This window comes from Pseudonocardia hispaniensis (assembly GCF_042658695.1).
GTDB classification, from domain to species: Bacteria; Actinomycetota; Actinomycetes; order Mycobacteriales; family Pseudonocardiaceae; genus Pseudonocardia; species Pseudonocardia hispaniensis.
Map to the genome: position 1 here is coordinate 221,303 of NZ_JBHSQW010000025.1, position 14,638 is coordinate 235,940.

Below are 14,638 nucleotides of genomic sequence, written 5' to 3' on the forward strand. Positions count from 1 at the left end.
TACCACGATCAAGTAAGGATAGCCTCACTGTCATGACGATCCAGGTCTGCACCGCGCTCGCGGAGACCGCCGCCCGGGTGTCCGCCGCCGTCGAAGGGCTGGACATCCGCTTCGGGTCGGCCGATGTGCCTGCCGAGCCGGCATGGACCCGGTGTTCGGCGGTCGACGCCGACTTCCTGGCGGACTGGGAGCGCGCGGCCGCCGCCGATCTGCTCCGTCGCTACGGTGCCACCCACCCGACCACCGCCGCCGCCTACGTCCTGCACTGGTACGCGAAGATTCCGGGGGCGGTAGGCGCCGCACTGTTCCGGCACGCCCGGCGCATCCCGCGCCTCGATCGCGACGCGCTGGCCTTCCACCGGGCCCCGGACGACCCGGCCCCGAGCGGCGCCGCCCTGCTGGACGAACGGTTCTGGTGCCTTCCCGACGATCCCGCGGCCGAGGATCCGGCCGCGACGGTCGTGCCGGACGAGACCACATTGGCCGCCGTACTGCGCTCCCAGGTCCGCATCCACGCCGATGCCTTTCTGGCCGACTACGGCCCCGGTGTCCCGCTGCCTCGGCGGGCCCGGCTCGGCGCGTTCTTCGACGGCCTGGACACGGGGATCTGGCGCGCGGCCGACGGCGGCACCCGATGCGCGGACCCGGCGGCCGCCACCATGGTTCTCGGGGACGCCGCGCTCGTGCTGCCGGGCGGGACGCCCGAGTTCCCCGATGCGTCGACCCTGCACCTCCTCCACGACAACCGCGCCCGGCCCTGGTTGTCCCGACGACGGGTGTCGTGCTGCTTCTACTTCAAGGTCTCCCCCGACGGGTCGGCGTGCACGACCTGTCCGCGCACGCCCGCGGCCGAACGCGCCCAGCGGTATGCCGAGCTGACCGACTTCCGGTGAAATGTCCCGGTGCGACAACCCTGGACCACCGGCCGCGAGCTCCGAGAGCTCGACGACCTCGATGACCAAGCCCTCGCGCGGGTGTACGCCTACCCGCAGGACCTCACCAGGCCGTACGTGAGGGTCAACTTCGTGTCCAGCCTCGACGGTTCGGTCTCCGTCGACGGGCGCTCCGGCGGGCTCGGCTCCGCCGCCGACAAGCGGGTCTTCGGGCTGCTGCGCCGGCTCGCCGAGGTGGTCCTCGTCGGGGCCGGGACGGTGCGCACCGAGGACTACCGGGGTGCGCGCCGCGCGACCATCGGCCGCGACACCCCGCCACCGATCGCCGTCGTCACCGGTTCCGCCGACCTCGACCCGCACAGCAGGTTGCTCACCGACACGTCGGTCCCCCCGATCGTGCTCACCACCACGGCGGCGCCCGCGCAGCGCCGACGGCGGTTGCGGGCCGCGGGCGCCGACGTCGTGGAGCTACCGACGCTCGCCCCGCACGCCGTGCTGGGTGAGCTCGACCGGCGCGAGCTACGGCGCGTGCTGTGCGAGGGTGGACCGCGCCTGCATGGCGACCTGGTGAACGCCGACGCCGTCGACGAGCTGTGCCTGACCCTCTCGCCGCTGCTCGTCGCCGGGCACGCCGGCCGGATCGCCACCGGCCCGGCCGGTCCGGACCCACGGCCGATGACACTGGTCGGGGCCCTGCACGCCGACGATGTGCTGCTGCTGCGCTACGCCCGGCCACGCGGGGACCGGTCGCTACCCCAACCGGGTGACAACCCGTGAGTACCCCACCGATCCGGGCATCAGATCAGTGTCCGGCCGGACACCGGCCACCGGCAGCGACCAGGAGCGTGAGATGACCGAGAGCACGCCACAGACATCCCCCACCCCCACCACGCGTTCGGCGCCCGCCGCGGAAGGGACCTCGCGGCTGGCCGAGGCCACCGCGCTGGGGCGCACCACCATTGCGGCCACGGTCGTGCAGAAGATCGCCGGGATCGCGGCCCGCGAGATCTCCGGCGTCCACGCCATGGGTGGCGGCGTGTCCCGCGCGTTCGGAGCGATCCGCGAGCGGATACCCGGCGGCGGCACGGGTGCGGCCAACGTCGCCGGGGTCCAGGTCGAGGTCGGGGAGAAGCAGGCCGCGATCGATCTCGACATCATCGTCGAGTACGGCGCGTCGATCGTCGAGTTGTCCCGTGCGGTGCGCCGCAACGTGATCACCGCGGTGGAGCGCATGACCGGCCTGGAGGTCATCGAGGTCAACATCGCCGTCAACGACATCCACCTGCCGAGCGAGGACGTCGAGGAGGCCCCGGCCACTCCCACGTCCCGGGTCGAATGAGGACGGGCGGCCCCGGCCCGGAGACCGGCCGGTGAATCCACAGGAACGCGCCGCCTACCGGGCCTTTCTCCGCGAGCACCACCCGGACCGTGGTGGTGACCCCACGGTGTTCGCGGCGGGGCTCGCCCGGTTCCGGGACGCGCAGCGAGCCGGGCCCGAGCCGGATCCCGCGGCCGAGGCCCCCTTCCCGGTTCGGGTTGCCGTCGCGCTGATCCGCACGGTGCGCAGGCAACGTCAGGCGCGGGTCGGACGCGCTTCGCCACCATGAAACCCAGGAGTGCCAGATGAACGCCACCCAGACCGGCTTGTTGGCGGGTCTCATCCTCGGTGCCGCGGGCGCCTTCGGCGGGTTCAGCGCCTTCGTCATCGTCCTTGTCGTCGGCGCGGTCGGTCTGCTGATCGGCCGGGTTCTCGACGGCGAGCTCGACCTGAGTGACGTCCTCGGCCGGGGACGGGACCGGTGAGTACCGGCGCACCGGCCGTCCGGTCCGCGGTCGCCGCGGCTGAACGCGGCCGCCTCCGGATCAACCCGACGGTGCTGCGCAAGATCGTCGAGCACACCGCCGATCAGGTACCGGGCACGTTGCGCAACGCGCGCACGCTGGCCGGTATCGAGGTCGGGACGACCGGGGCGAGCGCGCGGATCAGTCCGGCTGGAGGCGTTCCGGCCGGGCTCGACGTCCACCTCGAGCTGGCCCTCGGCTATCCCGGGGATGTTCGCGCGGTCATCGCCGCCGTCCGGACCCGGGTCGAGCACCAGCTGTGGCGGCTGGCCGAACATCGGTTGCGCAGCCTCGTCGTGACCGTCACCGGGCTGCGCGGACTGCCGGCGCCGCCCCGGCTGGGCTAGACCGCGACGCGACAGGAGATGCGATGCGCACGCTGGTGCGGGTCCTCGCCCCGCTGCTGAGCCTCGTCCTGGCAGCGGTCGGCGTGATCGCGATCATCGAGGTGGTCGCGGCGTGGCTGCGACCGCCCGCGGGCCCGGGGGTGGTCGTGCCGTGGGCAGGCTGGCGCTCGGTGCTGGCGGACGTGACCTGGCAGCAACCGTGGGTGGCGCCCATCGCGATCGGCACCGCGGCGCTGGGGCTGCTGCTGGTACTGGTCGGGATCGCGGCCCGCCGCCATGACATCCCGCTCGCCCCGCCCGCACCGGGTATCAGCGTGGTCATCTCGCCCCGGGTCCTTGCCCGGCTGGTCGGCCGCCGGGTCCGCGCCACCGACGGCGTCGCCGCTGCCTCGGTGACCGCCTCCGGCCGCGTCATCACCGTCCGGGCCGAGGGCTGGGTGTCCGGCGGCCAGGACGATCCCGGTGACCTCCCGGCGCTGCGTCGCGACGTGCGGGAGCAGGTCGACCAGGTGCTCGACGAGCTGTCGCCGGTGAAGCGGCCCCGGGTCAGCATCGCCACCCGGGCGCGACGGGGACCGCGATGAGCGAGCCGGTGCTCGCCCCCGCCGGCGTGCGGCGCCGATCGCGCCGTGCCCTCGCGCGGTCCACGGCCGGTGATCGCTGGCTCGTCGCGCTGGCCGGCCTGCTCCTGCTCGTCGCGGGCACGCTGACCGCACTGCTGTCCTACGGGGTGTTCGGTACCGGCCGCTCCGACCGCCCGCTGCTCGACCCCGTCGTGGTGGACACCCTGCGGGCCCACCCGCTCCCCGCCCGGCTCGTCGCGCTGGGCGTCGGCGTGCTGCTGACCGTGCTCGGTGTGGCCTTGGCCGTGCGGTCCCTGCGCCCGGAGCGCCGCCCCGACCTGATGCTCGACGCCGATCCCGGCACCGCGGTCGTGATCAGATCCGCGGCCGCGGCCGAGGCGGTGACCGGCGCGGCCGCGGCCCTACCCGGCGTCGCGAGGGCCCGTACCCGCCTCGTCGGTGCCCCCCGCGTCCCGGCGATGCGGTTGACGCTGTGGCTCGAGCAGGATGCGGACGTCACCGAGGTCTGCCGTCGCCTCGAGCTCGACGTCCTGACCGAGGCCCGCACCTGTCTCGGGGTCGCCGACCTGCCGGTCGGCGTGCGTCTGGAACTCGACTCGTCCAGCGGCACCCCCCGCGTCGTGTGACCCGGTGGCGTTCACCGGGGTCACACCCCCGATGCGGCAAGCTGGGGCGTGGCGTCGGGGAGAGGAGGAACGGGCGCGTGTCACCCGCACCGCACCGCGCCCTGCTGGCGGGGCTGTCCTTGGTGATCGCCGTGCTGGCCGGATGCGCGGCCGGTCCCTCGCAGCGCCCTCCCGTCGCGGTCCACGGACAGAACCTGCCGTCCCGGCCCGTGGTGACGACCACGGAACCGGCCGTACCACCCGAGCAGCTACCGGTCCCGGAGCCCCAGCAGGCCACGATCCCGTTCGTCGACTGCACCGCCGAGACCTTCACCGCACTCGGCATCGCGGCACCCGCGACGGGCCCGCAGCGCGTCGAGTGCGGCGAGATCAGCGTCCCCACCGACCCCGACCAGCGCGGGCTGGGCCGGACCCGGCTCGGGGTCGTCCGGGCCGGGACGGCCGACGCTCCCGCCACCCGCCCGCCGCTGCTCGTCGTCGGTGACACCGGCACCGACGCCTCGGCCCACCGCGCCGTCCTGCTGGCCACCCAGGTCTCACCTCAGGTCCTGGCCCGGTACCAGCTCATCGGCCTGGACCGGCGCGGCTCCGGTGTGGACGCACTGGACTGCGCGCCGCCCACGGCGCGTACCGCGTTGATCAACGCCGACCGCGGTGACGGCGCCGACGCCGGGCTGACCGCCCTGCTCGAGCAGGCCCGCAGCGTCGTTCAGAGCTGCTACCTGTTCCTCTCGGGTGAGATCACCAGTTACCGGACGGCGAGCACTGCCGCCGACATCGAGGAGTTGCGTCAGGCACTCGGGGTACGGCGCCTTTCGGCGATCGGGGTCGGGGACGGCGCCGCGGCGCTGGCCGACTGGGCGACCGCGCATCCGGAGGCCGTCGGCAGGCTCGTCCTCGACGGGCCGTCCGACCCCGCGGCCGACCAACCCGAACTCAGCAAGGCCCGGGCGGGCGCCGCGGAATCGACGTTCGACGTGTTCGCGAGGGCCTGCACCGCCACGGGTGACTGTCCGCTGGGATCCGACCCCCGGGAGACGGTGACCGCTCTGCTCGAGCGGCTGCGCGTCCAACCGCTCGAGGCCGCCGACGGAACCAGGCTCACGGCCGGCGCCACTGTCAACGCCCTGGTCGCCGCGCTCCCCGAGCCACGTTCGTGGCCCGAGCTCGCGTCCGCGCTGAGGCAGGCGGTGCAGGGCTCCCCGGACGCGTTGCTGGCGATGTTCGCGCCGGTAGCGGGCTCGGCCGGCCGTTTCGACGCCGAGCTCGCCACCGCCTGCAACGACACGCACCGCCGGCTCACCCCACCCGAGGTCGGCCAGCTGGCCGCCCGGTGGACCACCGAGCATCCGCTGTTCGGCGGCGCTTTCGCGCTGCGCCTGCTGGCCTGCGCGCCTTGGCCGGCCACACCGCCCGCACCCGCATCGGGACCGGCCGCCACCGCGCCGCCGCTCCTGGTGCTCGGCACCGCACACGACCCGCGCGCCCCGCTCGACGGCGCCCGACATGCCGCCGACAGCCTGCGGACGGCCCGCTTCGTCGGCTGGCAAGGCGCCGGCAGCGGGGCCTACCCGCGGACGCCCTGCATCTCCGGCATCGTCGACCGGATGCTGGTGGAGGGAACGGTGCCGCGAAACGGCGCCGTCTGCCCGCCGTAGCCGACGGGGTCGGCGCGGTCGGCGCGGTCGGCGCGGTCGGCGCGGTCGGCAGAGCCGACGGGGTCGGCGCAGCCGACGAGTCTTGAGAGCCGGCCCCTCAGCCGGCAACCGCGCGGAGCGGCCGGTGCCGGGCGCCGCGGTAGGTCCCCGGTAGGCCTCCGGCGCGGAGGTCCTGTGCCTCGGCGGCGACCTTGCGCATCAGGCACGGCCAGGTCGCGGTGACCCCCGACGGGCCGCGGCATTCCCTGCAGTTGCCGCGATCATCCGGGACGTGCTGGGACAGCGTTCGCTCCAACAGGTCCGGCATCTCCGCAAGGACCGCCACCAGGCTCATCGTGCTCCTCTCGGCTCAGGCCGCCGAGAGTAGTCACACGGATGCGTGCGGTAGCACGCACCGCCCCGCACGATCGCGACGACGGGCCCGCACCGGCCGAGCAACGCCCGGGAACGGAGGGTCCACCCCAGCCGAGGGATCGGGTTCTCCCCTGCACCCTCTGGGGAGCACCCCCTGGATCCGATCAGCCGGTATCCCGACGATTGATGCCCGATGAGCAGCCCGTGTTGAGGGGCACCGCTGCCGGCCCGGAATGGGGCCGTACCCGTCGCCACCGGCGACACCACCCCTGCATTCGCGTCGAACCACCCGTGAACGCCGCGTGAGCAACAGGCAGTGGTTCGGATTGGAGACTAATGCGATGGCGTTACCGCAGAGGCAAGATTTCGACGTCGCTGCTGCTGTGCGCCGCATTGGCGATGGTGATGATTCCGATCGTGACATCGACTGAATTGGCCCCGGCCCGGATGCGATCGACGCCGGGAGCCGCCCCTGCGGGGTCCGGGGTGGCCCTGCGCCAGTTGGTGATCGCCGCCGACGAGAAGGATCTCGGCCTAGCGGCCTGGAAGTCCATTCTCGACAGGATCGGCACACCGTACGACGTCATCCTCGCCACGTCGGATCCGATTACGCCGAGCCGCCTGGTGCGCGCTGACGGGGTGGGCAGGTACCAGGCAGTTCTGTTGACCGACAACGCTCTGCTGCTGCCCGATGGCAACGGAAACTTCACCAGCGCGCTCACCGCGGAAGGGTGGAACGCGCTGTGGGAGTACGAACGTAATTTCAAGGTCCGGCAGGTGAGTCTGAAGTCCTCGCCCGGGACCTTCCCCGAGGACAACTGCCTTCGCCCTGGAACCGACGGCCCGGTGGCCGCCGACCCGGTCATGGCCACCCTGACCGACCTGGGATCGACGATTTTCGACTACCTCAAACCGGGCGCTCGGATCCCCATCCAGAACTCCTATCTCTACCGCACACAGTTCGCCCAGCCGTGCAATGCGCAACCGCTGCTCACCCTGGGTACTGATGTCCTCGGATTCGTCAGCACGGCGACCGACGGCAGGGAGCGGGCCGGACTGACGTTCTCGATGGGCGAGAACCAGATCGTCACCGACCTCCTCGGCTACGGACTCCTGCGCTGGGCCACCCGAGGAGTCTTCCTGGGCGAACATCGGCACTGGATGAATGTCGACGTGGACGACTGGTTCGCCTCGACCCTTCGCGGCTCGCCGGACGGCAGCGCGGGAACGTTCCGCCTCTCCGGCTCGGATGCCGCCTCGGTCGGACGGCAGCAGGCCGCCTTGCGCGAACGCTATCCCCTGGTCGGCGATTTCACGCTCAATATCGCCTTCAACGGCGCCCACCTCAACTCGCAGGCCCCGGCCCAATGCGATTCCGCGAACACGCCCGATGCACTGTCCAGCTACTCCCGATGCCTTGCCCGGGAGTTCCGGTGGATCAACCACACCTTCAGCCATCCCGCCATGAACGACACCCCGTATGACGAGAACCGCACCCAGATCGAGAAGAATCTCGAGGCGGCGTCCTCGGTCGGACTGCCCGTTCCCGCGACCGTACTGAAGACGCCGGAGTACTCCGGGCTCGGTGTTTTCAACGCCGATCCCCGTTCCCTCAGCTCACCGACCGACCACGGCCTGAACAAGTCCAACACGACCCTGCTCACCGCCGCCAAGGATGCGGGCGTGAAATATCTGCACGGGAACATGTCATTCGCCAGCCATCGTCCGCCGTGTTTCAACTGCGGAACCTACCACCCGCTGCAACCGGATTTGTTCATCGTCCCCGACTGGCCGACCAACATCGCCTTCGAGGCGACGACACCCGAGGAGCAGGTTCACCTGTACAACATGGTGTACGGAGCCAATGGCGGGGCAGCGGATCACGCCGACCACGACCTCACCTATGACGAGATCCTCGATGCCGAGTCGAATATCGCATTGCGGCACGCGATGAGCGGATCGGTCTATACGCACACACTGCACCAGGGGAACCTGCACGAGTACGCGTCCGGCCGGAGCCTGATGTTCGACTGGCTCAACGCGGTTCTGGCGAAGTACAGCTCCTACTACGACGTTCCGCTGAAGAATCCCGACTGGCCCGCGCTCGCCTCCTACGTGCAGGCTCGAAGTTCTCATTTCGCCGAGCTCGCCGGCGGTCACGACGCCGTATGGAACCGGGTGACCGGTGCGATCTCCTACACCCCGACGGGCGACAACTCCCTGTTCTTCACCGGTGTCGCGGCCGAGCAGCCGACCGGCGCCGACCGGAACCGCATCCAGGAGGCGGAAATGTACGGCTCCGACTCCATCGCACGCGTCGCGGTGACCGCCGCCGACGAGGTCACGTTGTTCGCACGGCCGCGCCCATGATGCTCACCCAGGTCAGCGAGCCGCAGGTTCACCTGCCTCCGACGCCGCAGCCGCGGCGCCAGCCACGCAACCGGTCGTTGCGGATCGTCCTCGTGGGCGAGGGCACCTATCCCTATCATCCCGGCGGGGTCAGCACCTGGTGCCACCAACTGATCCACGGAATGCCGGAGCACCGGTTCACGGCGGTCGCCGTCAGCGTCGATGGGACCGAACGCAGTTCGTGGCCGCCGCCGAGCAACCTGGTGCAGGTCGTCAACATCCCCCTCTGGGGCCCCGCGCCGGCGCGCAGGCGGACCGCCCGCAACCGATCGGCGTCGTTCGCGGCAACCCATGAGACCTTCCTGCGGGCGCTCATCCGGCCGCCCGGACCGGGCGTCGACTCCGCACCCGACCGAACGGACGAGTTCCTCTGGGCGCTGCGCGCGATGTTCGACCATGCGCAGGCCGGCGACCTTCGCTCGGCGCTCGTGAGCAACGAGGCACTGGAACGACTCCTGCGGGTCTGGTGGGAGGCGCGACGGTACGCGGATATCGGCCCGCTCAGCCTGCGCGACGCCCTTACCGCCACCGACCGCCTCGAGCATCTGTTGCGCCCCCTCTCCCACCCCCCGGTGGTGGGCGATGTGTGTCACCTGTCGATGAACGGCATCAGCGCCCTGGTGGCCATGGCCGGCAAATGGGCTCACGGGACGCCGATCGTGATGTCCGAGCACGGCGTCTATCTCCGGGAGCAGTACCTGGCTCTCGACGGGGCCGACACACCGCGCGCCGTCAACATCATCATGCTCGGCTTCTTCCGGGCACTGGCCCGAGCGGCCTATCGCTGCGCCGACCTGCTGGCTCCGCATTCGAACTACAACCGCCGCTGGCAGCTGTACAACGGGGCGGATCCGGCCCGGATCACCACCATGTACAACGGGATCGACCCCGCGGCCTTCCCCCAGGCCCAGGGCGAGCCGGAGCTGCCGACGATCGTCTTCGTGGGGCGGATCGACCCGCTGAAGGACCTGCACACGTTGATCCGGGCGTTCGCCATCGTCCGGGCACGGGTCCCCGCGGCCCGGCTGCGCATGTTCGGCCCGGTGACCCCGGAGAACGAGGGCTACTACGCGAGCTGCCTCGCCCTCGTGGCACAGCTCGGCCTCTCGGGAGCAGCGGTGTTCGAAGGCCGGATCCCCCGGCAGGTCGACGCGTACGAGGCAGGGCACCTCGTTGCGTTGACGAGCGTGTCCGAGGGCTTCCCCTACACCGTGGTGGAGTCGATGTCGACGGGCCGCCCACCGGTGTGCACGAATGTCGGCGGAGTCTCCGAGGCGGTCGGCGATGCGGGTTTCGTGGTGCCACCACGCGATCCAGCCGCGGTCGCCGACGCGTGTCTGCGGCTGCTGGAGGACCACGAGCTGCGGCTGCGGCTCGGCGGTCTCGCCCGTCAACGCGTGCTGGAGAGGTTCACCCTCGACCAGTGGACCGATGCCTACCGTCGGATCTACGACGAGATGGCTCCGGATCTGCGGTGGAACCCGCCCGCGGCGTTCGCCACGAACCCCGTCGACCGGTGGCCCGGCGCCGATCCCGGCACCGGTGGGTGGTGGAGCACCTGGAGCCCGGCCGACCCTGTCATCGAGAAGCATGTCGCCGACAACCACCCCGTCGAGACCCCACCCACGAGCACCCGCGTTCCCGGTCCCGACCTGAGCTGGATCGAGCCACCCGGGCAGTCCGGCACCGGCGAGCTGACGAGCGAGTTCTGGGCCGATTGGTGGCGGCACCGGGGACTCACCCACGAATGGGCGGACGGAAACCGGCGGGTGCGGACATGACCGAGTTCTGGGACCAGTGGTGGCGACAGCGGGAGCTCGCCCACAGCGTGGCCACGGCGATGCCGGGCGCGGTGGACGAACTGCAGATCGCCGCCTCGCTGGAAAGCCGTGGGATCACCGACCAGGATGCGCGCGAGAACTACGGCCGCAAGGACGTGTTCGATCTCGCGACCACGCTGCTGCGGGACATCCCACCCCCGGCGCAGCCCCCGCCGCGCCGGAATCGACGAAAGACGCTCGACGCGCTGCGCATGGTGGCCCACGGCCCGCTGTACGCGTTGCCCAGCGCGGTGTACCCGGCGGTCTTCACCGTCCTCGGCACCACCGCGATGGTGCGCGGAATGGTGCTCGCGACCGGGCTGGGATGGGCGTGGGGAATGGGGATGAGCGCCGTCGCCTATCAGCTGCGGGGCCAGCGCCGGGAGCGGGCCGCGGGCAGGGCCCTGCGGTGGCTCGGCGTCGCGGGCATCGGCACGGCCCTGGTCATCGCCGCGCTGCTGGCGCTCCTCGGGGGGACCAGACCGGGGATGGTGGCGTTCGTCGCCGGTCAGATCGCCTTTCAGCTCACCGCGGGCATCCTCGTCTTCTACCGCAAGGAGCGGTGGCTCGTCACGATGATGGCCCCCGCGTTGCTTCTCGGCGTCACCCACATCGCGTCGGGATACCCCCGCGTCCTGGTCGAGCCGACCATCGTCGCGGCCGGGCTGTCGGCTGCCCTGGTCTCGGGCACGGCATGGCTGATCACCCTCCGGGAGATCGCCGGGGCCGAGCCCGATCCGCCGGGAGTCGTCCACTGGCGCAGGGCGGCCCGCGGGGCGGCACCCAGCGTCGGCTACGCGGTGGTGGGGGCGGTGTTCCTGCTGTTCACCGACGCTCGCTACATCGTGGGGCAGTTCGACCTGGCGATCGCGGTCGCGCCGCTGGTGCTGGGGATGGGTGCCGTCGAATGGCGTGCAGTCCGGCTCACCGAACGAGCCGCCGACCTGCTCGACCGCGACGCGGGCCCCGAGGATTTCCGCCGCGATACCCGGCAGTTGGTCGTGCGCGAACTGGCCCGGTGCCTCCTGGTCCTCGGCGTCCTCGCGGCGGTCGTGCTCATCGCCCTGCGGGGCCTGGGAACGCTCAGTACGGACGGCGTGTACCTGGTCGAAGCCCACGTCATACTCGGTGGCGCATATTTCGCAGGTTTCACCCTGGCCCGGCACGAACAATTTCCCGCACTCCTCAGAATATCGGCGGCCGTCGCCGCAGCCGATATCATCGGCGTGCTCCTGCTGGCGGACGAACTCGGCCCGGGTGGGCCGATCAAGATATTTCTCGCGAGCACTTCTGTGCTGCTCGTCCTGCTGTCGGTCAAGCTCTGGACGACCACGTCACGGGTCTACCACTTCCGGTGACCCGGTCACCTCTCCGATCACGGAGGTCACGCAATGCATGTCGCAATTCTCGCGGGAGGGCGCGGAGTCCGGCTACGACCGTACACGACTGCGCTACCCAAACCATTGGTCCCGATCGGCGGTGAATACGCGATCCTGGACATCATCCTGCAACAGCTCAGCGCCCAGGGCTTCCGGCGGGTGACGCTGGCCATCGGGCACCTCGGCTCGCTGATCCGCGCGTTCGTCGGGGACGGCGCGCGCTGGGGGCTGACCGTCCGGTACGCCGAGGAGGAACGGCCGTTATCCACGATCGGGCCGGTACTGAACTTCCTCGACGACCTTCCCGAGCATTTTCTGGTCATGAACGGGGATCTTCTCACCGACCTGGACTATGCATCCCTGCTGCGCACACATATCTGCTCGGACGCCCCGCTGACGGTCGCCACCTACCAGCGCCGGGTGAATATCGACTTCGGAACGCTGGAGACGGTCGACGGCGAGATCGTCACGTTTCGCGAAAAGCCGACGTTGCGCTATGGAGTGAGTATGGGGGTGTATGCCATCTCGCGTTCGACCCTCGCCCGCTATCCGAAGAACGTGCCCTTCGGGTTCGACGACCTCGTCCACGACCTGTTGGCCCGGCGGCAGCGGCCGAAGGCCTATCCATTCGACGGATACTGGCTGGACATCGGCCGGCCCGACGACTACGACGAGGCCAACGAGACCTTCGCCGAGATTCGGCCACGACTGTTGCCGCAGGTCGATCTCTCCTGCCGGCCGGAGGTCGCGTGATGGGCACCGCGCGGGTCCTGCTGTTCGGCGCGTCGGGATTCCTGGGCCGCCCGCTGGCCGCGGCCCTGACGGGTGATCCGCGTGTCGGCGCGCTCATCCGGGTCGGGCGGCAGGAGCGTGCCGACCAGGGCCGGCGGCGGCACGACCTCGTCACCGGCACACCCGAGCAGCTGGGACGGCTGCTGCAGGACGTCGAACCGGACGTCGTCATCAACGCGACCGGCCGGATGTCGGGTGGCTACGCGGCACTGGTCGAGGCCAATGTGCTGACCACCGCGCGCCTGCTGGACGCGATCGCGATGCATGCGCCCACCGCCCGGCTCGTCGTTCTGGGCTCGGCGGCCGAGTACGGAGTGGTTCGAGCCGGTGAGCCGGTGGCGGAGGACTCGCCGACGAGCCCCGCCAGCGACTACGGCGTCACCAAGCTGACTGCCACCCGGTTGGCCTGGCTCGCGGCTGCCGAAGGTCGGGTGGAGGCCGTCGTCCTGCGCGTGTTCAACCCGATCGGCGCCGGTACACCGGACACCACCGTGCTGGGTCGCGCGGTGACCGACATGAGACGTGCCATGGAGCACGGCGACGACCACATCCGGCTCGGGCCGCTCGGTGCGTACCGCGACTTCGTCGACGTCCGTGACGTCGCCTCCGCGATCACGGCCGCGGCGCTGGCCGACGAGGTCGCAGCACCGGTGCTCAACGTGGGCCGGGGCGTGGCGGTGCCCACCCGTGCGGTCATCGAGCTGCTGGCCGAGGTGGCCGGGTTCTCCGGTCAGATCCGCGAGTCCGCTCCGGCGCCGGACCGCTCCCGGACGGTGGACTGGATCGCCGCAGACACGAGCCTGATCAACCGCTCATTCGGCTGGGTCCCGGCCCACGACCTTCGCTCGGCCCTGGAAGCCGCGTGGACGACCGCGGGTCGCGACACCGCACTCGTCCGGGCCCGCTCAGCGCCGTCGCCGTAGGAGCTGACGGCGTGGCTGGTCGGGGACGGTCCCGTCGAGTTCTCGCGGTCTGCCTGCTGTTGCTCCAGGCCTGCCTGCTGACACCACCCGCCTCGGGGAAGGAGATGAGTACCGTGCCCGGCAACGAACGATCGGTCGACACGCACCGTGCCGGCACCCCGACCGGTGTGCCGAACTTCGCCATTCAGCTCCAGAACTATCCCGGTGGGCACCTCGACCAGATCGCCCATGGCGGGTTCGAACTGGTCGTGATCGATCTCGCCCGCGACGCCCATCGGGACTACTTCACCGCCGACGAGATCCGCCGGTTGAAGGGGGCGACCACCACGGTTCTGGCGTACTTCGAGATCGGCTCCGTCGAGAATTTTCGCCCGGACTTCTCGGTCATCGCGAACGACCAGGCCCAGCTGCTGCTCAACGAATGGCGGGACTGGCCCGGCGAGTACTTCGTCAAGTACTGGGAGCCACGCTGGTGGGAACTTGCCGTACAACCGCGGATCGACCGTGCACTCGCCGCCGGATTCGATGGCGTCTTCCTGGACACGCCATTGGCCTATGAGGAGATCGATCTCGGCCTGGTACCCGACCGGAACCGCAACGACCTGGGTCACGATATGGTCGAGCTGATCAAGAGAATCAGCGCCTACGGAAAATCCACCGCTCCCGGCTTCCTCGTCTTCCCGCTGAACTCACCCGAACTGCAAAGGTATCCCGGGTACGCCGAGGCGATCGACGGGATAGCCATGGAGTCGTTGTTCTTCCGGCCCATGGACCGGCCGTGTGACGACGACTACTGCGCAACGGACCTGGCCGCGGCCCGCGCCCTCCGCAAGGCCGGAAAGACGGTGCTGGCGATTGACTACGCGGACCGGCCGGAAAATGTCACCCAGGCTTGCCGGAGATACCGGGAGGAGGGTTTCGCCGGCTATCTCACGACACGTTCTCTCGACACACTACGACCGCGATGTTCATGAAGGACTTCGCAGAATCGACAGAAGGAGAAACTATGCC

Annotated in this window: 16 protein-coding genes; 15 read left to right on the plus strand and 1 reads right to left on the minus strand. The window is 70.6% G+C overall.

The features are described 5' to 3' along the window. The first annotated feature begins 32 nt into the window (after positions 1 to 32). The 9 genes from ACFQE5_RS11715 (at position 33) to ACFQE5_RS11755 (ending at position 5,950) form a co-directional block, all read left to right on the plus strand. Positions 33 to 893: a (2Fe-2S)-binding protein gene (locus ACFQE5_RS11715; RefSeq protein ID WP_379584891.1), complete on the plus strand. Its 861-nt coding sequence runs from the start codon at positions 33 to 35 to the stop codon at positions 891 to 893. A 9-nt stretch (positions 894 to 902) separates the two neighbouring features. After that, positions 903 to 1,670, plus strand: coding sequence for a pyrimidine reductase family protein (locus ACFQE5_RS11720; protein ID WP_379584892.1), 768 nt, complete (start codon positions 903 to 905; stop codon positions 1,668 to 1,670). Positions 1,671 to 1,743: 73 nt separating this feature from the next. Further along, positions 1,744 to 2,232: an Asp23/Gls24 family envelope stress response protein gene (locus tag ACFQE5_RS11725; RefSeq protein WP_379584893.1), complete on the plus strand. Its 489-nt coding sequence runs from the start codon at positions 1,744 to 1,746 to the stop codon at positions 2,230 to 2,232. 31 nt (positions 2,233 to 2,263) lie between these two features. Next, a complete protein-coding gene (locus tag ACFQE5_RS11730) occupies positions 2,264 to 2,500 on the plus strand; it encodes a hypothetical protein (RefSeq protein WP_379584894.1) in 237 nt (78 codons plus the stop codon). Positions 2,501 to 2,516: 16 nt separating this feature from the next. Then, a complete protein-coding gene (locus ACFQE5_RS11735; protein WP_379584895.1) occupies positions 2,517 to 2,696 on the plus strand; it encodes a hypothetical protein in 180 nt (59 codons plus the stop codon). Next, positions 2,693 to 3,082: a hypothetical protein gene (locus ACFQE5_RS11740; protein WP_379584896.1), complete on the plus strand. Its 390-nt coding sequence runs from the start codon at positions 2,693 to 2,695 to the stop codon at positions 3,080 to 3,082. Before ACFQE5_RS11735 ends, ACFQE5_RS11740 begins: the two co-directional genes overlap by 4 nt. A 23-nt stretch (positions 3,083 to 3,105) precedes the next feature. Further along, positions 3,106 to 3,666, plus strand: a complete 561-nt coding sequence (locus ACFQE5_RS11745; RefSeq protein WP_379584897.1) for a DUF6286 domain-containing protein — start codon at positions 3,106 to 3,108, stop codon at positions 3,664 to 3,666. Then, positions 3,663 to 4,292 carry an alkaline shock response membrane anchor protein AmaP gene (locus ACFQE5_RS11750; RefSeq protein ID WP_379584898.1) on the plus strand — a complete coding sequence of 210 codons (630 nt, stop codon included), beginning with the start codon at positions 3,663 to 3,665 and terminating at the stop codon, positions 4,290 to 4,292. Before ACFQE5_RS11745 ends, ACFQE5_RS11750 begins: the two co-directional genes overlap by 4 nt. Before the next feature lie 77 nt (positions 4,293 to 4,369). Then, on the plus strand, positions 4,370 to 5,950 hold the full coding sequence (locus tag ACFQE5_RS11755; protein ID WP_379584899.1) for an alpha/beta fold hydrolase: 1,581 nt from the start codon (positions 4,370 to 4,372) through the stop codon (positions 5,948 to 5,950). 97 nt (positions 5,951 to 6,047) lie between these two features. On the opposite strand, the gene ACFQE5_RS11760 is transcribed toward ACFQE5_RS11755, so the two are convergent. Further along, a complete protein-coding gene (locus tag ACFQE5_RS11760) occupies positions 6,048 to 6,284 on the minus strand; it encodes a hypothetical protein (RefSeq protein WP_379584900.1) in 237 nt (78 codons plus the stop codon). Between the two features lie 437 nt (positions 6,285 to 6,721). On the opposite strand from ACFQE5_RS11760, the gene ACFQE5_RS11765 reads away from it, so the two are divergent. The 6 genes from ACFQE5_RS11765 to ACFQE5_RS11790 all read left to right on the plus strand — a co-directional run bounded on the left by ACFQE5_RS11765 (position 6,722) and on the right by ACFQE5_RS11790 (position 14,601). After that, complete coding sequence (locus ACFQE5_RS11765) at positions 6,722 to 8,674, plus strand: Agd3-related carbohydrate-binding protein (RefSeq protein WP_379584901.1); 1,953 nt, start codon at positions 6,722 to 6,724, stop codon at positions 8,672 to 8,674. Further along, complete coding sequence (gene pelF, locus ACFQE5_RS11770) at positions 8,671 to 10,494, plus strand: GT4 family glycosyltransferase PelF (RefSeq protein WP_379584902.1); 1,824 nt, start codon at positions 8,671 to 8,673, stop codon at positions 10,492 to 10,494. The genes ACFQE5_RS11765 and pelF overlap by 4 nt, the downstream gene beginning before the upstream one ends. Further along, positions 10,491 to 11,891 (plus strand): hypothetical protein, encoded by a 1,401-nt coding sequence (locus ACFQE5_RS11775; RefSeq protein WP_379584903.1) that lies wholly within the window; start codon positions 10,491 to 10,493, stop codon positions 11,889 to 11,891. The genes pelF and ACFQE5_RS11775 overlap by 4 nt, the downstream gene beginning before the upstream one ends. A gap of 33 nt (positions 11,892 to 11,924) precedes the next feature. Continuing rightward, on the plus strand, positions 11,925 to 12,665 hold the full coding sequence (locus ACFQE5_RS11780; RefSeq protein ID WP_379584904.1) for a sugar phosphate nucleotidyltransferase: 741 nt from the start codon (positions 11,925 to 11,927) through the stop codon (positions 12,663 to 12,665). Continuing rightward, a complete protein-coding gene (locus ACFQE5_RS11785; RefSeq protein ID WP_379584905.1) occupies positions 12,665 to 13,627 on the plus strand; it encodes an NAD-dependent epimerase/dehydratase family protein in 963 nt (320 codons plus the stop codon). The genes ACFQE5_RS11780 and ACFQE5_RS11785 overlap by 1 nt, the downstream gene beginning before the upstream one ends. A 104-nt stretch (positions 13,628 to 13,731) precedes the next feature. Next, positions 13,732 to 14,601, plus strand: a complete 870-nt coding sequence (locus ACFQE5_RS11790; protein ID WP_379584906.1) for an endo alpha-1,4 polygalactosaminidase — start codon at positions 13,732 to 13,734, stop codon at positions 14,599 to 14,601. Positions 14,602 to 14,638: the final 37 nt, after the last annotated feature.